The following is an 18244-nucleotide window of genomic DNA, read 5'->3' on the forward strand; positions in this document are numbered from 1 at the left end:
TGGCATGGATTCTGCCCGAGTTGGCCGTTCGGCGCAGCCGTTGCGCTTGTTGCGCGAGCCGCGGCCATTCCTGTGGCGCCATGCGCAAACCTGAAACGACGAGCCGTGACGAGTCGGCGCGAAGACAGTGGAGGCGGGTCGGGTGGCTCTACCGGCTCTACCAGGGAGGCCGGAATCGAGGAGCCGAAGCGAATCGGCCGCGACCATCTGGCTCGATGGCGGGGCGATCCGGCCGTGCAACGTGGTGACGACGCGTACATCGGCGCGCGTGGTGCCGGGCACGCCGGCGGCCCGTACAAACGCAACTGCCGGCCCGAAGGCCGGCAGTTGATAACGCCGGTGCACTCAGTTCTGGGTGACCGTGGCGCTGTTGTTCCAGCCGTTCTGATTGATGTAGGCCGCGTTGCCGTAGCCGCTCTGCGTGGCCACCGCGCTGTTGTCCCAGCCGGTCTGGTTGACGCTGGCAAGGTGCGCCGCACCGGTCTGGGTCAGGCTGGCTTCGTTGGCGACGCCGTTCTGCTGGATGCCGGCGAGGTTGTCGCGGCCATCCTGCGCAACGTCGACGCTGTTGCCGAAGCCGACGCTCAGGCCGACGATCTGGTTGTCGGTGCCGTCCTGTACCGCGGTCAGCTCGTTGCCCGTGCCGTTCTGGCCGAAGTACAGCTCGTTGCCGCGGCCCTGCTGATCGACATCGGCACTGTTGAACGCGCCGACCTGGGTGGTCTTGGCGGTCTGGTTGCGGCCGTCCTGGAACACGTCGGCGCTGTTGCCGGTGCCGAACTGCTCGGTGGTTGCGGTGTTGTTGCCGCCCATCCAGCCGTTGGTCTGCTCGATGCGCGAGTCGTTGGCCACGCCGTACTGCAGGACGAAGGCGTTCTGCGCGTTGCCGTCCTGATCCACGTCGACGTTGTTGCCGATCCCGTTGGAGTAGACGTACGCCTCTTGGTTGAGACCGGTCTGTGCGACCTGCGCGTCATTGCCGACGCCGACCTGCTCGACTTCCGCGATCGACCCGGAGCTGAGCAGCTGGGTGATGCGCGCGTCGTTGTTATCGCCGTCCTGGTCGATGGTTGCCTTGTCGAAGGAGCTGGCCACCTGGGTGATGCTGGCTTCGTTCAGATCGCCGAGCTGGTTGGTGCTCGCGTCGCTGTGAAAGGCCGCGGACTGGCTGGTGTCGGCGCTGTTGTAGGAGCCGTTCTGAGTCTGCGTGATGGTGGTATGGAGCGTGCCGTTCTGCGTGACGGTGGCGGTATTGTCCCAGCCACGCTGATTCTGCGTGGAGGTGCTGTCGACGGCGAAGCTCTGCTGGGCGTCGGCATCGTTGAAGTTGCCGAACTGGTTCTGTTCGGCGGTGCTGCCGAACGAGCTGAGCTGTTCGATTGCCGCGTCGTTGGCGAAGCCGCCCTGATTCTGCTCGGCGAAGTTACCGGAACCACCGCTCTGCAGGACTTCGGCGACGTTGTCGATGCCGATCTGGTTCTGCTCGGAGGTGTTGTTGGCGGCCAGGACCGGGGCAGAGGCAACCAGCATTGCGGCTACGAGGGGGGTGAACTTAAACATATTTGTCTCTCCATGGATGTTTTAAGTACTGCGGTACTTCCTTCACCGGTACTGGCGAACCACTACCGTCAGACCCTGACCCATCTGGTTGACGCTGCTGCTCAACCCTGAGCCAGTCTGTTCGATGAGCGCGTTGTTGCTGGCGCCCTGCTGTGCGATGGCGGCGACGTTGCCGGAACCGTCCTGGTCGATACGGGCCTGGTTGTAGTCGCCCCACTGCATGATCAGCGCTGCGTTGTCGGTTCCGATCTGATTGATATCGGCGGTATTGGCGTAGCCGGCCTGGAGGATGTAGGCCTCCAGCTCCGAGCCGCTCTGGGCGATGTTGCCGACCAGTGCCGAGCCTGATTGCTGGATCGAAGCCAGCGCGGCCTGGTTGGCGGCGGCGGTCGAGGTGAGGCTGTCCGATTGCCAGGCCAGTTCGTTTGGAGCCAGGTCTTGATCGGCATGGCTGGCAGCGGCGGCCAGTGTCAGCAGTACGGACAGCAGGAGCTGTTGGGCAATCCTTTGCGTGGTTTGCATCGCTTCGTCCCTGGTCAATTGGCACTGGAATCATCTTGGTTGCGGATCGGCGCAGGCGAAATCCATCCAATGATTGAAAATGCATCGTTCCGGTGCATGCGGTGTCGCGGGTGTAACGAGGTGGTGTGGCGGTGAATGGGCGCGGGCTGTCGCCAGGAGCCGCGGTCGAGCCAAGAAAAAGCCCTCCGAGGAGGGCTTTTGGGGGTGGGCGAGGTTCAGATCGGTTCGGGCTTGCCCAGGTACTTCGCCAGCGCCGGGTGATCGCCGGTGTGGCCTTCGGCGGTCTGCCACAGGCGCCGATCCACACCCTGCGCGACCAGGTGGGCGACGGCCGCTTCGATGGCCGAGAGCACGCATAACTGCGCCGGCTCGTTGGTGGTATAGCCGGCCTCGGCCTCCAGCAGTTCCTTGAACTCGATGAACTTGTAGACGTTGGCGCTACGCCCGATCGAGAAGATCGTCTTGGTGGTCATCACGTTGGACAGCACCCGGCCGCTGCGCACGTCGATGGCTCTGAGGTTCACCGTGACCTGATCCACCCGGTATTCCTGCGACAGGCCCACGCCCAGGTAGCGCGCGCCGAGGCCGCCGCTGCGCACGTTGGTCTCGTAGGCAACGATGGCGCCCTCCATGAGGATGTTGGCCGCCAGCAGCGAAGGCAGTTCGGACTGGATGTTCGGCGCCACATCCGGCTTGCCCTGCGAGGCGCGGATGATCTTGCGTTCGGTCAGCACGTTCTGCAGACCTTCGCGCTCGAGCACGACGAACCAGCCGCTGGCCTGCATGGCGTCCACCAGCATGCTGGCTGCACCCTGGGTCACTGCGGTGGAGAAGGAGCTGGCGGGGGTGGGTTTGTATTGCCCGGTCTGGTCGCGGAAACCGTACACCGCGGCGACCAGCTGGCCCTTGGGCCGCGGCAGTGCCAGCAGGTCCTGGTAGGTCGAGGTGCGCGGGGTCAGGGTCGGTGCCTTCTGATCCGCGGGCATCGGGTCACGCACCGCGCAACCTTGCAGTACAGCCATCATCCCGATGGCGATGAACAGGCTTCTCATGGCCTTGGCTCTCCTTGCTGTTCAGTTTTGTCCGACGACAACTTCGGACGTTTCGCCAGTGGCGCGATCGGTGATGACGATGACCAGGTCGCCCAAGTCGTTTTCGGTAACGTCGACGATGAAGTCATCGGTGGTCAGCGAACCCGTCTCGCCGTTGCCGACGTTCACCAGCAGGTCGCTCAACAGCCGGGACTCCAGCTGGCTGGTGAAGCGATCCAGCGCCGACAGGCTGCTTGCCGATCGGCTCGGTGCGTCGGGGTCCTTGTGGTCGTTCTGCGCCTGGGCGTTGCCCAGTAGCCAGGAGCCGTTGAGCGGGCTGCCGCCGAACGAGGGGTTGATCGGGGTGTACACCAGTTCGGTGGCGCTGGCGCCGGCGCTGAGCAGCAGGGCGCCGGCCAGCACGCCGAGGTTCTTGGGAATGTGCCTGTTCATAACTCGTCCTTGGCTAGATCAGTGTGGTCTTCGAAAAACGCTTCGATCTTTCGTCTGTTGATTTCCTGCAGTACGAAATCGGCAGCCTCGTAGGCGGTGTCTTCCATATCCGCGACGTTGGGCTGAAGAAAGCGGCGGTAGAGCGTCTTGTCCTCGTATTCGACCCAGACGAGGATGCCCCAGCGTGCCGAGGGGCGTTCCTTGACGGCCAGGTTGAAATCGAGGCGGCTGGTGTCGTTCAGGCGTTCGCAGAACTTGAGGTAGAACTCCTGCCCGGAGCGCGAGATGGTGCCGTTGGTGATGAAGCCCATGAGTTCGGCTTCATCGGCTGCGGCGCCGCAGATCCCCAGCGCCAGCAGGCAGAGCAGGGCCAGGCGTCTCATAGCTCCGGCTCGCAGACGTGAGCCAGGACGATCGACGCGCCCTGCGCGCGGTTGTTCGCGCCGAGTTTGCGCAGTGCGTTATGGATGTGGCTCTTGATGGTGTGGGTGCTCAGGTACAGCTTCTCGCCGATCGCGGCGTTCGACAGGCCTTTGCCGGCAAGCGCGAGAATCTGTTTTTCCCGCAGCGTCAGCGCATCGATGCAATGGTCGGCATGGGTCAGCTGGCGGTAGCGCAGCAGCAGTTTTTCCATCAGTGCGCGTGGCAGCCAGTCGCCGCCGGCGAGCAGGGTGCTAATGCCGCTGATGAAGTTGCTGCGCAGGGTCGAGCGGTAGAACACGCCGCGAATCCAGGGGTGCAGTTCGACCAGCCGATGCGCCTGTTCGGGCAGGGCGTTGATCAGGGCGATGGGCGTGTCGCCGGCCTTGCGCAGCAGTTGCAGGCTGTCTTCGTGGCTGAAGCTGCCGAGATCGAGCAGCAGCAGCTCGCACTGGGTGTGCTCGGCACGCAACGTCGAGGTGCGCTGCAGGCTGCAGCGTGGATGTTCGAGCAGATGCTGGCGGAGCGCACCGTCGAGCAGTTCGCTGTGGGAGAGCAGTATCAGACGTGGCGATAACGGCGCGATGGCCGATGAGGCGTTGTCATTCATTCGCAGATCCTTTGCTGAATGTGACCGAATGGTCTCCGATGTCCCTGCACATTCGCGGGGTGGCGTAGTGACAGTACGGAAGGCAGGTTAGTTCAGAGTTGCGACAATAAAAAGTCGCTCGCATGATAGGTCGACAGATTTCCGACGAAATGCATTTGCGCCCGGATGCAAGGAGATCTGAAAGGCGTCTGCGTCTCGCCGACGCGGATTACAGAAGGGCCGCCGGATGGCCCGGTTGCGTCTTGCCATGACTCGCGGCGTACCGGATGCTCTTGATCCCGCCCCGTTTCCTGCCCAAGCGTCGCTGAGGTTGCCGATGGAAGATCTGTCGTTCTGGCTGTTGTTCTTTTCCGCCGCGCTGGCGCTCAACCTGTCGCCGGGGCCGGATTTGCTCTACGTGCTGTCGCGCACCCTGTCCGGCGGGCGCCGGCTGGGCCTGGTCTCGATCCTCGGCGTCTGCACCGGCGCGCTGGTACACGTGGCTGCGGCAGCGCTGGGGCTGTCGGCGATCCTGGCCACCTCCGCGGCGGCATTCGCGGTGGTCAAGTATGTCGGCGCGGCCTATCTGATCTACCTCGGGTTCCAGGCGCTGCGCTCGACCGGCGGCGTGCGGATCGAGGCGCGTGCGCCGGTCTCGGCCTGGCGCGCCTTCCGCCAGGGCGTGCTGGTGGATGTGCTCAACCCCAAGGCGGCGATCTTCTTCATGGCCTTCCTGCCGCAGTTCGTCCGCCCCGACCACGGTGCGGTGGCGCTGCAGCTGTTCATCCTCGGCGTGCTGGTGGTGCTGGTGGCGATCATCGTCGAATGCACGCTGGTATTGCTGGCGACGCGCGCGAGTCAGGCGCTGCGCAGCCATCAGGCCGTCGGCCGCTGGCTCGATCGCGTGATGGGTTCGCTACTGGTCGGCCTGGGTGTACGCCTCGGGCTCAGCGAGCGGCTCTAGCGGCAGGAATCATCCGCGGCCGCTGCGGGTCAGAGACTTATCCCTGTTGCCGCCGTCGGAGGTACGCGAATGTCACGCCTGAGCAAGAACACCACGGCCACGCTGATCCCCTGCCTGCGCTATCGCGATGTACCGCGCGCGCTCGACTGGCTGTGCCAGGCGTTCGACTTCGAGCGCCAGCGGGTCGTCGAGGATCCGCTGGCTGGCGTCATCCATGCGCAGCTGAGCTTCGGCAACGGCATGCTGATGCTCGGGCCAGTGGTCGATTCGCCCTACGGTCAGCAGCTGCGCCAGCCCGACCAGCTCGGTGGCGTTTCTACCCAGGGCATCTATGTCGTGGTCAACAGCGCCGACGCGCTCTACACCCAGGCCAAGGCGGCGGGCGCGCAGATCGTCATCGAGCTGAAGGACGAGGACTACGGCGGCCGCGGCTTCACCTGCCGTGATCCGGAGGGTCATCTGTGGAGCTTCGGCACCTACGACCCCTGGGCCGATCCGGCCGCTGCCGAACTGGCCAAAACGGAGGACAGCTGATGCGCACGCTGCGTCTGCATGACGGCCGCACGGTGCCGCTGATCGGCCAGGGCACCTGGCACATGGGCGAGCGCCCCGCCGAGCGAGCGCGCGAAGTGGCGGCGCTGCGCCTGGGCATCGAGCTGGGCATGACGCTCATCGATACCGCCGAGATGTACGGCGAGGGCGGGGCCGAGGCGGTGGTCGGCGAGGCCATCGCCAACCGGCGCGAGCAGGTTTTCCTGGTCAGCAAGGTCTATCCGCACAACGCCAGCCGACGTGGCATCCCGCTGGCCTGCGAACGCAGTCTGCGGCGTCTGGGGTGCGATTATCTGGACCTCTACCTGCTGCACTGGCGCGGCGAATATCCGCTGGCCGAGACCGTCGAGGCCTTCGAGCAGTTGAAGGCCGCCGGGCGGATTCGGGCCTGGGGCGTGTCCAATCTCGACGTGGCCGACCTGCAGGAGCTGCCGGACGGCGCGGCCTGCGCAGTCAATCAGGTGCTCTACAACCCGCAGGCGCGTGGCATCGAATTCGATCTGCTGCCCTGGTGCCAGGCGCACGCCATGCCGCTGATGGCCTACTGTCCGCTCGGCCAGGGCGGCCCGTTGCTGCACCATGCGGCGCTGCTCGAAGTCGCGCGACCGCATGGCGTGCAGCCCGCCCAGGTGGCGCTCGCCTGGGCGCTGCGTCAGCCCGGTGTGCTGGTGATTCCGAAGGCCGTCGAGCCGGCGCATGTGCACGTCAATGCCGCGGCGCACGATTTGCGCCTGACTGCCGAAGACCTGGCGCTGATCGACGCTGCCTTTGCGCCGCCACGGCGTGCGCAGCCGCTGCAGATGGTTTAGCGGCCCGTTTGCTTAACGGCCGCGTGCCGCCGCGCTGACGCCTTCCAGCGTGGCGAACGAGGTGTCCTTGGCGGTCAGCAGGAAGTCGCGCATGAACGGCGAGTCGAGCATGTCCGAGCGGATGCCGGCGAACAGCGTGGCGAACAATCCCTTCTCGCCCAGCCGCTTGGCGGTGACATAGCCGCGCGCGCTGTATTCATGCAGCGCCCAGTTCGGCACGCAGCACACGCCACGGCCGGAGGCCACCAGCTGCATCATCATCACCGTCAGTTCCGAGGTGCGCACCTGCGCCGGCTCGACGTCGGCCGGTTCGAGGAAGCGCGTGAAGATGTCCAGGCGGTCGCGTTCCACCGGATAGGTGATCAACGTTTCGCTGGCCAGATCCTCCGGGCGCACATAGGGGCGGGCGGCCAGCGGGTGCTGGTTGGCTACGGCGAGCAGCGCCTCGTAGGTGAACAGCGGTACGTAGGTGATGCCCGGCAGGTCGATCGGGTCGGAGGTAACGACCAGATCCAGATCGCCGCGCGCCAGCGCCGGCAGCGGCGCGAAGGAGAAGCCCGAGGCCAGGTCCAGTTCGACCTCCGGCCAGGCGTCGCGGAACTGGTCGATGGTCGGCATCAGCCACTGAAAGCAGCTGTGGCATTCGATCGCCATGTGCAGCCGGCCTGCCGTGCCGCCGGCCAGCCGCGCGAGATCGCGCTCGGCGCTGCGCAGTTGCGGCAACAGGCTGTCGGCCAGTTGCAGTAGCCGCAGCCCGGCGCTGGTGAAGCGCACCGGACGCGTCTTGCGTACGAACAGCTGTACGCCGAGACGCTCCTCAAGCTCCTTGAACTGGTGGGAGAGCGCCGACTGGGTCAGGTGCAGTCGCTCGGCTGCTTCGACCAGGCTGTCGGTTTCCCGCAGCGCATGAAGGGTCTTCAGGTGGCGAATTTCCAGCATGTCGGCAGTCCTTGGTTTGACAGGAAACCGCTGCCCTGGTGCCGGCAGCGCTATGAGCGGCGCTCATCGAGCCGCAGTTTCGCGCAGGGGGCGGGGGCTGTCGAGCGGGCGATTGCACCAACCGCTGGTTCCGCTCTGCTACATGAATAATCCTGATGATGAACGTTAAGAGCATGAGTTTGTTTCACTGAAAGCGCTGCCCGACAATTCCACTTGAATTTTGAAAATTGAATGGAGATTGTCATGGCCGTAGCGCACTCCCTGGGGTTCCCCCGCATCGGCGGCGACCGCGAACTGAAAAAAGCCCTGGAGGCGTACTGGAAGCACGAACTGGACGAAGCCGGTCTGCGCCAGGTCGGTCGCCAGCTGCGCGCGCGGCACTGGCAGTTGCAGGCCGATGCCGGCATCCAGCTGCTGCCGGTGGGCGATTTCGCCTGGTACGACCAGGTGCTGAGCCATTCGCTGATGTTCGGCGTGATCCCGTCGCGCTTCCGCCTGGCCAGCAGCGCGATCGGCCTGGATACGCTGTTCGCGATGGCGCGCGGTGTCGGCCCGCGCTGCTGCGGCGGCGATGCCCAGGCGCAGGAGATGACCAAGTGGTTCGATACCAACTACCACTACCTGGTGCCGGAGTTCGATGCGCAGCAGCAGTTCGAGCTGAGCTGGACGCAGCTGTTCGAGGAGGTCGACGAGGCGCTGGCATTGGGCCATGCGGTCAAGCCGGTGGTGATCGGTCCGCTGAGCTACCTGTGGCTGGGCAAGACCAAGGGCGCGGAGTTCGACAAGCTGGACCTGCTCGAACGCCTGCTGCCGGTCTACGGTCAGGTGCTCGAGCGGCTGGCGGCGCAGGGCGTGGAATGGGTGCAGATAGACGAGCCGATCCTCGCCCTGGACCTGCCGCAGGACTGGAAGAACGCCTTCGAGCGCGCCTACAACGTGCTGCAGCGCGCGCCGCTGAAGAAGCTGGTAGCGACCTATTTCGGCGGCCTGGAAGACAACCTCGGGTTGGCGGCCGTGCTGCCGGTGGATGGTCTGCACATCGATCTGGTGCGTGCGCCGGACCAGTACCCGGTGATTCTCGACCGGCTGCCGGCATACAAGGTGCTCTCGCTCGGTCTGGTCGACGGACGCAACGTTTGGCGCTGCGATCTGGACAAGGCGCTGGCGGTGCTGCGCCACGCCGCCGAACGTCTGGGCGAGCGGCTGTGGGTGGCGCCATCCTGCTCGCTGCTGCACAGCCCGGTGGACCTGGCACGCGAGGACCGGCTGGATGATGAGCTGAAGAGCTGGCTGGCCTTCGCCGTGCAGAAATGCGCCGAAGTAGCGCTGCTGGCCCGCGCGGTCAATCAGCCGGACGCCGCCGAGGTGCAAGCCGCGCTGGCCGAAAGCCGCGCGGTGCAGCAGGCGCGGGCGACCTCGCCGCGCATCCACAACCCGGCGGTGCGCGCGCGGCTAGCCGCCATCACGCCCGCAGACAGCCGCCGCGCATCGCCGTTTGCCGAGCGCATCGCGAAGCAGCGCGCGCATCTGCAGCTGCCGGCGTTTCCGACCACCACCATCGGCTCCTTCCCGCAGACGGCCGCGATCCGCCAGGCGCGTAAGGCCCATCGGCTTGGCAGGCTTGGCGAAGCCGAGTACATCGCCGCCATGCAGGCGGAGATTCGGCACGCGGTGGCGGTGCAAGAACAGCTTGGTCTGGACGTGCTGGTGCACGGCGAGGCCGAGCGCAACGACATGGTCGAGTACTTCGCCGAGCAGCTCGACGGCTACGCCTTCACCCGTTTCGGCTGGGTGCAGAGCTACGGTTCGCGTTGCGTGAAGCCGGCGATCATCTACGGCGACCTGAGCCGCCCGCGACCGATGACGGTGGAGTGGATCCGCTATGCCCAGCAGCAGACCGGCAAGGTCATGAAGGGCATGCTCACCGGCCCGGTGACCATGCTGATGTGGTCCTTCCCGCGCGAGGACGTCAGCCGCGAGGTGCAGGCACGGCAGCTGGCGCTGGCCATCCGCGACGAGGTCTGCGATCTGGAGGCGGCCGGCATCCGCATCGTGCAGATCGACGAGGCGGCGTTCCGCGAGGGCCTGCCGCTGCGTCGCGCGCAGTGGCAGGGCTATCTCGACTGGGCGGTGGACGCCTTCCGCCTGTGCGCCAGCGGCGTGCGCGACGAGACGCAGATCCACACGCACATGTGCTACAGCGAATTCAACGACGTGATCGAGGCCATCGCGGCGATGGACGCCGACGTCATCACCATCGAGACCTCACGCTCGCAGATGGAGCTGCTGGAGGCGTTCCGCGCCTTCGACTATCCCAACGAGATCGGTCCGGGCGTCTACGACATCCACTCGCCGCGGGTGCCGAACACCGCGGAGATGGTCGAGCTGCTGACGAAGGCCGCCGAGCGGATTCCCGCCGAGCGCTTGTGGGTCAACCCCGACTGCGGGCTGAAGACCCGCGCTTGGGCGGAGACCGAGGCGGCGCTGGTGAACATGGTGGCCGCCGCGCGGCAGTTGCGCCGCAGCCATGCTCGCCCGCCGCGCGCCGTCGCCGCTGCTCAGGCCTGACGCAGCGTAGCGTCGGGGGCGGCGAACAGCGGCAGGCGCTCGGGTGTCTGCCGTTGCAGGTATTCGTCCAGACGCGCCTGACCCTGGGCATCGAGGAACAGGCCGAGCTTGCTGCGCCGCCAGAGAATGTCCCCGGTACTCAGCGCCCATTCCACGGCGATCAGATAATCCACCTCGCGGGCATACAGCCCGCTGCCGAAGTGCTCGCCGAGATCGGTCAGGCCGTGCAAGCCGTGCAGCAGCGTCCAGCTGCGGCTGCCGTAGCTGTGTGCCCAGCGCCGCGCCAGCGCCTCGGGCAACCAGGGCGCGCCGGTGCACAGCGCCTCGGCGAGATCGCGCGGGGTACTCATGTCTTCGCCGCCGGGCAGGCGCGCGTCGTGGGTCCAGGCCGGTTTCATCCGCGCGAACCAGGGGGCGAGTTCGGCCAGGGCTGCTTCGGCAAGTTTGCGATAGGTGGTCAGCTTGCCGCCGAACACCGACAGCAGGGGCGGCTCCTGGCCCTCGGCATTCAGCACCAGGGTGTAGTCGCGGGTGATCGCCGACGGATCGGCGGATTCGTCGTCGCACAGCGGGCGCACGCCGGCGTAGCGGTGGCGAATGTCCTCGGCCTGCAGCTGCTGCTTGAAGTGGCGATTGACCACCGCCAGCAGGTACTGGATTTCCTCCTCGGTGACCGTCACCTGGGCCGGATCGCCGCGGTATTCGCGGTCGGTGGTGCCGATCAGGCTGAACCGCTCCAGATAGGGAATCACGAAGACGATGCGCCGGTCGTCGTTCTGCAGAATGTAGGCGTGCTCGCCGTCGTAGAGCCTGGGCACGATCAGGTGGCTGCCCTGGACCAGGCGGATGGCGTGCGCCGGGCGCTGGCGCAGCGATTCGCGTAGAAACTCGGTTACCCACGGCCCAGCGGCATTCACCAGTGCGCGGGCGCGCAGCGAGTAGCGGCTGCCGTCGGCCCGTTCCAGATGCAGATGCCAGAGCCCCTTGCTGTGCCGCGCGCTGACGCAGCGGGTGCGGGTGTGGATGTGCGCGCCGCGCTCGCGGGCGCTCATGGCGTTGAGCACCACCAGGCGCGCATCGTCGACCCAGCAGTCCGAATACTCGAAGCCCTGGGTGATCTCGGCCTTGAGCGGGCTGTCCGCGCCGAACCGCAGGCTGCGCGAAGGTGCCAGGCGTTCGCGCCGGCCCAGGTGGTCATAGAGGAACAGGCCGGTGCGGATCATCCATGCCGGGCGCAGGTGCGGACGGTACGGCAGGACGAAGCGCAGCGGCGCGACGATGTGTGGCGCCATGTTCAGCAGCACTTCGCGTTCGGCCAGGGCCTCGCGCACCAGGCGCAGTTCGTAATGTTCCAGATAGCGCAGGCCGCCATGCACCAGTTTGCTGCTGGCCGAGGAGGTGTGCTGCGCCAGGTCGCCCTGCTCGCAGAGGTACACCGACAGGCCGCGCCCGGCGGCATCCGCGGTGATGCCGACACCGTTGATGCCGCCGCCGACCACGGCCAGATCGTAGATTTCGGCGACAGGCGCGAGGGGAGGATGCTGCATGGAATGCTCACCGCGGATGCGTTGCCTGCTAAGGTACAGGCATTCAGCCAGCCACATCATTACAGAACATGACACCTGCCATCGATCTGCTGAAAAAAGCGCGCGTCGAACATCGCGTGCATAGCTACGAACACGACCCGAAGACGGCCTCCTACGGGCTGGAAGCTGCGGAAAAGCTAGGCCTCGACCCGGCGCGAGTATTCAAGACGCTGCTCGCCTGCAGCGAGAAGAACGAGTTGCTGGTGGCGGTGGTGCCGGTGGCCGGCACGCTCGACCTCAAGGCACTGGCACAGGCCGCCGGCGTGAAGAAGGTGGAGATGGCCGATCCGCAGGTGGCGCAACGCACCACCGGCTATCTGCTCGGCGGCATCAGCCCGCTGGGGCAGAAGAAGCGCCTGCGTACCTTCATCGACAGTTCGGCGCAGGCGCAGCCGAGCATCCATGTCAGTGCCGGTCGGCGCGGGCTGGAAGTCGAGCTGGCGCCCGCGCTGCTGGCCGAACAGACCCGCGCGGTCTTCGCGCCGATCGGTCGCGGCTGAGCGCGGCTCGGCGGATCAAAGCGGCGGGAGGTTTTCTTCGATTTCGGTGGCGTAGATGCCGGGCACGTGCAGATTGCCCTGTACCAGCTTCTGCCCTTCGAGCTGCGGCTGGGTCACCCAGGTGAGGATGTCGTAGTAGCGGCGGATGTTGGCGACGAAATGCACGGGTTCGCCGCCACGCGCATAGCCGTAGCGCGTCTTGCTGTACCACTGCTTCTGCGCCAGGCGTGGCAGCATCCGCTTCACGTCCAGCCACTTGTTCGGGTTCAGGCCTTCGGCCTCGGCCAGCTTGCGGGCATCTTCCAGATGACCGCCGCCGACGTTGTAGGCGGCCAGCGCGAACCAGGTGCGATCCGGCTCCTCGATGCTCTCGGGCAGGCTGTCGCGCACCTGCACCAGATATTTGCCGCCGCCGCGGATGCTCTGTTTCGGGTCCAGGCGGTTGGTCACGCCCATCGCATTGGCGGTGTTGAGCGTGAGCATCATCAGCCCGCGAACGCCGGTCTTGGAGGTCGCATCGGGTTGCCAGTGCGACTCCTGATAGCCGATCGCCGCGAGCAGCCGCCAGTCGATGCCATGCTCCTTGGCGGTTTCGCGGAAGGTCTTCTCGTAACGTGGCAGACGCTGCTGCAGGTGCGTGGCGAAGGCATAGGCGCCGACGTAGCCGAGCACGTCGACATGCCCGTAGTAGCGTTCGCGCAGACGCTGCAGCGTGCCGTTGGTCTGCGCCTGGTCGAGAAACTGGTTGGCCGCCTGCAGCAGGCTGTCGTCTTCGCCCTTGGCGAGAATCCACGACAGGCTGTTCTGCTCGCCGAGGTCGAAGCCGGTGCGGATGTTGGTGAAATACACCTGGTTCATCGACAGCTCGTTGGATTCGACCAGGGTCAGGTCGATCTGCCCCTCGTCGACCATGCGCAGCAGGTCGACCACTTCCACCGCGGCGGATTCTTCGTAGCGCAGCTCCGGCAGTTCGCGCTGCAGGGCGGCGAGCTTTTCCGCCTGGCTGCTGCCCTTGAGTACCAGAATGCGTTTGCCGACCAGGTCCTCGGGTTTGCGCGGGCGGCGCTGACCGTTGCGGTAGACCACCTGGGTGGTGACATCCAGATAGGAATGGGTGAAGCGCGCCAGCGCTTGGCGACCTTCGCTGGCGACCATTCCGGCGGCAGCCAGTGCCGGACCGCCGGGGCGATTGAGGCGGGTGAAGATTTCATCGATGTTGTCGGCGGTTTCGATTTCCAGCTCGACGCCCAGCTCGGTGGCGAAGCGCTTGACCAGCTCGTACTCGAAGCCGGCCTCGCCGTTGCGGTCCTGGAAATAGGTGGCGGGGCTGTTGCGGGTGATCACGCGCAGCACGCCTTCCTCCTGTATCCGCTCGAGTTCGTTGGGCTTGTCAGCGCAACTGCCGAGCATCAGGAGGACTCCGGTCGCCAACAGCCAGTAGGCGCAGCGAATGCGGAACGCAGTTTGAGAAAACATCGGCGCAGTATACGCAAAGGCGTTCGGCCACCATATCTGGACAGCAAAACGGCTCTCTGCTACGAGCACGCCGCTCCGGTGCCGCGGCAGGAGAGCGGCAATGGCGCTGCAGCGCGCGTCCTTCGGGGCCTGCGGGCTTCGCCCGTTTGCCCGGGCAACGGCGCACGATAGCGTCGTTCCGCCCACCGCACGCGGCTGGCTACGGCATAATGTGGCGCGCCTGCCGCCCCACCGAGGTTCTTCGCCGCCCATGACCGTTGTCGATTCAAAGCCCTGGTATGTCTACCTGGTGCGTGCCGCCAATGGCGCGCTGTACTGCGGCATCAGCGACGACGCCCAGCGGCGCTTCACCGAGCATCAGCGCGGGCGCGGCGCGAGGTTCTTCCATTCCAGCCCGGCGATGGCGCTGGTGTATGTCGAGGCTTGTGCCGGCAAGAGCGCGGCGCTGCGGCGCGAAATCGCCATCAAGCGGCTGAGCAAGAGCGCCAAGGAGCGGCTGGTGGCCGAAACCCCGGCGTCGTGAATGACGCATCAATCGGCCGGTAGGCTGGCGTCGGCCGAGCGTCTAAGCTGAGGCTCTTTCCTTCCTCCGGCGGAGCCTGTCCATGCACGAGCTGATCCTGCACCACTATCCCACCTCGCCCTTTGCCGAGAAGGCGCGTCTGCTGCTGGGCTTCAAGCAGCTGTCGTGGCGCTCGGTGCTGATTCCGCCGGTGATGCCCAAGCCCGATCTGACCGCGCTGACCGGCGGCTACCGGCGTACGCCGGTGCTGCAGGTAGGTGCCGACGTGTACTGCGATACCGCGCTGATCGCCCGTCGCCTGGAAGCCGAGAAGGCCACGCCCGAGCTGTTTCCCGAGGGCCAGGAATTCAACGTCGCGGTGCTCGCCGCATGGGCCGATTCGGTGCTATTCCTCACGGCGGTGAGCCTGGTGTTCCAGCCGGAGTCGATGGCGTTGCGCTTTGCCAATGTGCCCAAGGAGTTCGTCGAGACCTTCGGCAAGGATCGTGCGCAGCTGTTCAGCAACGGCAGCGTCAGCCGCGTTTCGCTGGCGCAGGCGAAGAACGACTGGCCGACCTACATGGCGCGGCTGCAGCAGCAGCTGGCGCGCAGCGAGGGCGAGTTCCTGTTCGGTGCCGCGCCGTCGCTGGCCGATTTCGCCGTGGCGCACTGCCTGTGGTTCCTGCGGGCGACGCCGGTGACCGCGCCGCTGGTGGACGATTACCCGGATATCCGCGCCTGGCTGGGCAAGGTGCTGGGCGTCGGGCATGGCTCGTTCAGCGAACTGCCGGCCGAGCAGGCGTTGCAGATCGCCCGCGAGGCGACGCCGGCGGCCTTGCCGGATGAGCCGTTCGCCGAGCCGAACGGCTTCGCCCAGGGGCAGCGCGTGGTGATTCGTGCGGTGGATTACGGCAGCGATCCGGTGGAGGGCGAGCTGCAGTTCGCCGGCAGCGAAGAGCTGATCCTGCGCCGCGAAGATGCGCGCGCGGGCGTGGTCCACGTGCATTTCCCGCGGCTGGGCTACCGCATCGAAGCCTGCTGACGGGCGTCAGCGAGTGGGTTGCGGCGCGCGTTCGGCGGGCAGCTGGGCGGCCAGATCGCGGAAATAGGCGACGCGCTCGTAGCACAGCGTCAGCTCGCCGCTGATGCGGTTGAACCAGGCGTCGGGCGCGCCGCAGGTGGTCATGCGCAGCGTGAGGTCGCGCGGCAGGTCGAACGCCTCGCTCGCCTTGCGCGCCACCGCTTCCAGTTCGCCGCTGGCGCGGATTTTTTGTTGCAGCGCCGCTGCGTCCGCCAGATGCCTTGGCGGATCGTCGTAGACCACGGCGATCCGATGCCGAGGCGTGCCGGGCGCCGGGGGTTGCAGGCGCTCGCGCAGCCAGCGCACGGCATGTGCCACCTGCTGGTATTCCTCGGGGCAGTAGAGCGCGCGCTCGGCCGGCAGCCCACTGACGTCGAGCACCCAGTCGAGCCGGTCCGGGTCGCTGCCGTAGGCCAGGCAGGCGATGTTGTAGAAGCGCTGGGCATCCAGCGCATGGCTGTCCCAGAGCGCGATGCCGTCACCGTTGCGCCATTCCAGCCGCCAGTAGTCGGCGACGTCCATCAGCTTGGCGTAGAACGTGGCGTCGTGCTGACGGCCATGCAGCAGGAACAGCCCCATGAACCCGAGCTGGTCGGCGGCGTCCTCCTCGCGGCCGAGCACGGGCAGGCCAAGTTCACTGATCAGCAGATGTCCCATCTCGTGCATCAGGGTGAATTCGGCATTGGCCACGGTGAAGCGCAGCGCCTGCGCGGACAGGTCGGGCGCCTGCTGCTGCGCGGCAGCCGGGGCGACGATGCCGGCCAGCAGCCAGCTCAGCGCGATCAGCGCGGCGGTTCGCACGCAATACCTTGCAGATCGTCGGCGCTGAAGGGCGCCGGCCGCTGCGGCCAATCCTGTGCTAGCTGTTCCAGCTCCCGGGCAAGCAGGCTGGCGACGAGCAGGTCGCGCAGCCAGCGATGATCGGCGGGGATCACGTACCAGGGCGCGTTCGGCCGATGGCTGGCGGCAAGCACCTCAGCCCAGCGCGCCTGGCGATTGGCGAAATCGCGGTGATCGTCGAGATCGCTGGCGCTCAGCTTCCAGCGCTTGTCCGGCTGCTCCAGACGCTGATGCAGACGACGCTTCTGCTCGGCGCAGGAGATCTGCAGGTAGCACTTCAGCGGGTGGATGTGCAGGCTCGGCAGTTGGTCTTCCAGCGCGCGGATCGCGGCCTGCCGCGGCGCCAGATCGGTCGTCTCGCACAGGCCGTCGCGCAGGTCGCTGACCAGAGCCTCGTAATAGCTGCGGTCGAAGACGCCGAGCGTGCCGGGCGCGGGCAGGCGCCGCCAGTAACGCCAGAGGAAGTCGTGCGCGCGCTCCTCGGCGTTCGGCGCCTGGAAGCTGCTGGCCGCCAGCGCCAGCGGGTCGAGCCCGCTCAGTACGCGGCGGATGACACCATTCTTGCCGGCGCAGTCGGGGCCCTGCAGCACCAGCAGCAGGGCCTCGCGGCGGTTGGCCCAGAGCATGGTCAGCCGTTCGCGCAGCCAGCCCTTGAGCGTATGCAGTTGCGCCTGTGCCTGCGCCTTGTCCAGGCCGTACTGGCGTGCGGGGTCGCCGGCCAGCGGTGCCGCCGGGTTGCACAGACAATCATCGAGAACGGCATCGGGCAGGCGCGACATGCGGGGGCCTCGGGTGATCAGTTCTTGCGGCGTTTGAGCTGATCTTTCAGCTGCGTGGGCAGTTGGCGGATGATCAGCATGTCGCGCGCCTCGTCGTACTCGATCTTCGAGCCCAGCAGGTGCGACTCGAAGCTGATCGACAGACCCTCGGCGCGCCCGGTGAAGCGGCGAAACTGGTTCAGGGTGCGCTTGTCCGGCGGAATCTCCGGTGACAGGCCATAGTCCTTGTTGCGGATGTGGTCGTAGAACGCCTTCGGACGCTCCTCGTCGATCACCCCGGAAAGCTCTTCGAGGGTCATCGGCTGACCGAGCTTGGCCTGGGTGCTGGCGTAGTCGACCAGTGCGCTGGTTTTCTCGCGGGCCTGCTCTTCGGGCAGGTCCTCGCTTTCGACGAAATCGCTGAACGCCTTGAGCAGCGTGCGGGTCTCGCCCGGCGCATCGACGCCTTCCTGGCAGCCGATGAAGTCGCGGAAGTACTCCGAAACCTTCTTGCCATTCTTGCCCTTGATGAAAGAGATGTACTGCCGGGACTGCTTGTTGTTCTGCCACTCGGAAATGTTGATGCGTGCGGCGAGGTGCAGCTGGCCAAGGTCGAGGTGGCGCGCTGGCGCCACGTCCAGCGCGTCGGTGACGGTCACGCCTTCGCTGTGATGCAGCAGGGCGATGGCCAGGTAGTCGGTCATGCCTTGCTGGTAGTGGGCGAAGAGCACGTGGCCGCCGGTGGAAAGGTTGGATTCTTCCATCAGCTTCTGCAGGTGCTCGACAGCCTGGCGACTGAACGCGGTGAAATTCTCGCCGCCATCCAGATACTGGCCCAGCCAGCCACTGAACGGGTAGGCGCCGGACTCCTCGTGGAAATAGCCCCAGGCCTTGCCCTGCTTGGCGTTGTAGCTCTCGTTGAGGTCGGCCAGCAGGTTTTCCATCGCCTGCGAGGCGCCCAGCTCGGAGTCGCGTGCATGGAGCACGGCAGGGCTGCCGTCGGGCTTTTTCTCGATCAGATGAACAATGCAGTGGCGAATCGGCATGGGGTACTCATTCAGGATGGGCAGAACAGCTGCAGTTTAACCGAGCGG

General features: G+C 66.2%; 19 protein-coding genes. 7 read left to right on the forward strand and 12 right to left on the reverse strand.

Annotated elements, in window-relative coordinates; all coding sequences use genetic code 11:
• Positions 1-345 precede the first annotated feature (345 nt).
• The 6 genes from AC0ZJQ_RS06205 to AC0ZJQ_RS06230 all read right to left on the reverse strand — a co-directional run bounded on the left by AC0ZJQ_RS06205 (position 346) and on the right by AC0ZJQ_RS06230 (position 4596).
• The gene (locus tag AC0ZJQ_RS06205; protein WP_476477513.1) at positions 346-1560 is read right to left on the reverse strand and encodes a hypothetical protein; all 1215 of its coding nucleotides are present in this window, start codon (positions 1558-1560) and stop codon (positions 346-348) included.
• Between the two features lie 42 nt (positions 1561-1602).
• Complete coding sequence (locus AC0ZJQ_RS06210) at positions 1603-2082, reverse strand: curli production assembly protein CsgB (RefSeq protein WP_476477514.1); 480 nt, start codon at positions 2080-2082, stop codon at positions 1603-1605.
• A 215-nt stretch (positions 2083-2297) separates the two neighbouring features.
• Positions 2298-3134 (reverse strand): CsgG/HfaB family protein, encoded by an 837-nt coding sequence (locus tag AC0ZJQ_RS06215; RefSeq protein ID WP_008568108.1) that lies wholly within the window; start codon positions 3132-3134, stop codon positions 2298-2300.
• 21 nt (positions 3135-3155) lie between these two features.
• On the reverse strand, positions 3156-3566 hold the full coding sequence (locus AC0ZJQ_RS06220; RefSeq protein WP_043296105.1) for a curli assembly protein CsgF: 411 nt from the start codon (positions 3564-3566) through the stop codon (positions 3156-3158).
• Positions 3563-3949 carry a curli production assembly/transport protein CsgE gene (gene csgE, locus AC0ZJQ_RS06225; protein WP_102827312.1) on the reverse strand — a complete coding sequence of 129 codons (387 nt, stop codon included), beginning with the start codon at positions 3947-3949 and terminating at the stop codon, positions 3563-3565. Before csgE ends, AC0ZJQ_RS06220 begins: the two co-directional genes overlap by 4 nt.
• Positions 3946-4596, reverse strand: coding sequence for a helix-turn-helix transcriptional regulator (locus AC0ZJQ_RS06230; protein WP_458989431.1), 651 nt, complete (start codon positions 4594-4596; stop codon positions 3946-3948). The genes csgE and AC0ZJQ_RS06230 overlap by 4 nt, the downstream gene beginning before the upstream one ends.
• Before the next feature lie 316 nt (positions 4597-4912).
• Here AC0ZJQ_RS06230 and AC0ZJQ_RS06235 point away from each other — a divergent pair, with 316 nt between their 5' ends.
• The 3 genes from AC0ZJQ_RS06235 to AC0ZJQ_RS06245 all read left to right on the forward strand — a co-directional run bounded on the left by AC0ZJQ_RS06235 (position 4913) and on the right by AC0ZJQ_RS06245 (position 6900).
• Positions 4913-5539, forward strand: a complete 627-nt coding sequence (locus AC0ZJQ_RS06235) for a LysE family translocator (protein ID WP_476477515.1) — start codon at positions 4913-4915, stop codon at positions 5537-5539.
• A 69-nt stretch (positions 5540-5608) separates the two neighbouring features.
• Positions 5609-6073: a VOC family protein gene (locus AC0ZJQ_RS06240; protein WP_476477516.1), complete on the forward strand. Its 465-nt coding sequence runs from the start codon at positions 5609-5611 to the stop codon at positions 6071-6073.
• Complete coding sequence (locus AC0ZJQ_RS06245) at positions 6073-6900, forward strand: aldo/keto reductase (RefSeq protein WP_476477517.1); 828 nt, start codon at positions 6073-6075, stop codon at positions 6898-6900. The genes AC0ZJQ_RS06240 and AC0ZJQ_RS06245 overlap by 1 nt, the downstream gene beginning before the upstream one ends.
• Positions 6901-6912: 12 nt before the next feature.
• Here AC0ZJQ_RS06245 and metR read toward each other — a convergent pair whose 3' ends face one another.
• Positions 6913-7839, reverse strand: a complete 927-nt coding sequence (gene metR / locus AC0ZJQ_RS06250; protein WP_008568101.1) for a transcriptional regulator MetR — start codon at positions 7837-7839, stop codon at positions 6913-6915.
• Between the two features lie 243 nt (positions 7840-8082).
• On the opposite strand from metR, the gene metE reads away from it, so the two are divergent.
• Positions 8083-10407 carry a 5-methyltetrahydropteroyltriglutamate--homocysteine S-methyltransferase gene (metE, locus tag AC0ZJQ_RS06255; RefSeq protein ID WP_476477518.1) on the forward strand — a complete coding sequence of 775 codons (2325 nt, stop codon included), beginning with the start codon at positions 8083-8085 and terminating at the stop codon, positions 10405-10407.
• Here metE and glpD read toward each other — a convergent pair.
• The gene (glpD, locus tag AC0ZJQ_RS06260; protein WP_476477519.1) at positions 10398-11954 is read right to left on the reverse strand and encodes a glycerol-3-phosphate dehydrogenase; all 1557 of its coding nucleotides are present in this window, start codon (positions 11952-11954) and stop codon (positions 10398-10400) included. The genes metE and glpD overlap by 10 nt on opposite strands.
• Before the next feature lie 68 nt (positions 11955-12022).
• Between glpD and ybaK the strand changes: the two genes are divergently transcribed.
• Positions 12023-12493, forward strand: coding sequence for a Cys-tRNA(Pro) deacylase (gene ybaK, locus AC0ZJQ_RS06265; protein ID WP_043296119.1), 471 nt, complete (start codon positions 12023-12025; stop codon positions 12491-12493).
• Positions 12494-12508: 15 nt separating this feature from the next.
• Here the strand turns inward: ybaK and mltF are convergent, their stop codons facing one another.
• The gene (gene mltF / locus AC0ZJQ_RS06270) at positions 12509-13969 is read right to left on the reverse strand and encodes a membrane-bound lytic murein transglycosylase MltF (RefSeq protein ID WP_213662958.1); all 1461 of its coding nucleotides are present in this window, start codon (positions 13967-13969) and stop codon (positions 12509-12511) included.
• A 250-nt stretch (positions 13970-14219) separates the two neighbouring features.
• Between mltF and AC0ZJQ_RS06275 the strand changes: the two genes are divergently transcribed.
• Both AC0ZJQ_RS06275 and AC0ZJQ_RS06280 read left to right on the forward strand, forming a co-directional pair.
• Positions 14220-14492, forward strand: coding sequence for a GIY-YIG nuclease family protein (locus tag AC0ZJQ_RS06275; RefSeq protein ID WP_167136445.1), 273 nt, complete (start codon positions 14220-14222; stop codon positions 14490-14492).
• A gap of 82 nt (positions 14493-14574) precedes the next feature.
• The gene (locus AC0ZJQ_RS06280) at positions 14575-15513 is read left to right on the forward strand and encodes a glutathione S-transferase family protein (RefSeq protein ID WP_213662959.1); all 939 of its coding nucleotides are present in this window, start codon (positions 14575-14577) and stop codon (positions 15511-15513) included.
• A 6-nt stretch (positions 15514-15519) separates the two neighbouring features.
• Here AC0ZJQ_RS06280 and AC0ZJQ_RS06285 read toward each other — a convergent pair whose 3' ends face one another.
• Genes AC0ZJQ_RS06285 through yejK form a run of 3 tightly spaced genes read right to left on the reverse strand, consistent with a single transcriptional unit; the run spans position 15520 to position 18196 of the window.
• Positions 15520-16353 carry a DUF4344 domain-containing metallopeptidase gene (locus AC0ZJQ_RS06285; RefSeq protein WP_476477520.1) on the reverse strand — a complete coding sequence of 278 codons (834 nt, stop codon included), beginning with the start codon at positions 16351-16353 and terminating at the stop codon, positions 15520-15522.
• Positions 16335-17171, reverse strand: coding sequence for a polyphosphate kinase 2 family protein (locus AC0ZJQ_RS06290; RefSeq protein ID WP_155552194.1), 837 nt, complete (start codon positions 17169-17171; stop codon positions 16335-16337). The genes AC0ZJQ_RS06285 and AC0ZJQ_RS06290 overlap by 19 nt, the downstream gene beginning before the upstream one ends.
• A 17-nt stretch (positions 17172-17188) precedes the next feature.
• Positions 17189-18196 (reverse strand): nucleoid-associated protein YejK, encoded by a 1008-nt coding sequence (yejK, locus tag AC0ZJQ_RS06295; protein ID WP_476477521.1) that lies wholly within the window; start codon positions 18194-18196, stop codon positions 17189-17191.
• Positions 18197-18244 lie beyond the last annotated feature (48 nt).

The organism is Stutzerimonas sp. 21-1 (assembly GCF_056336065.1).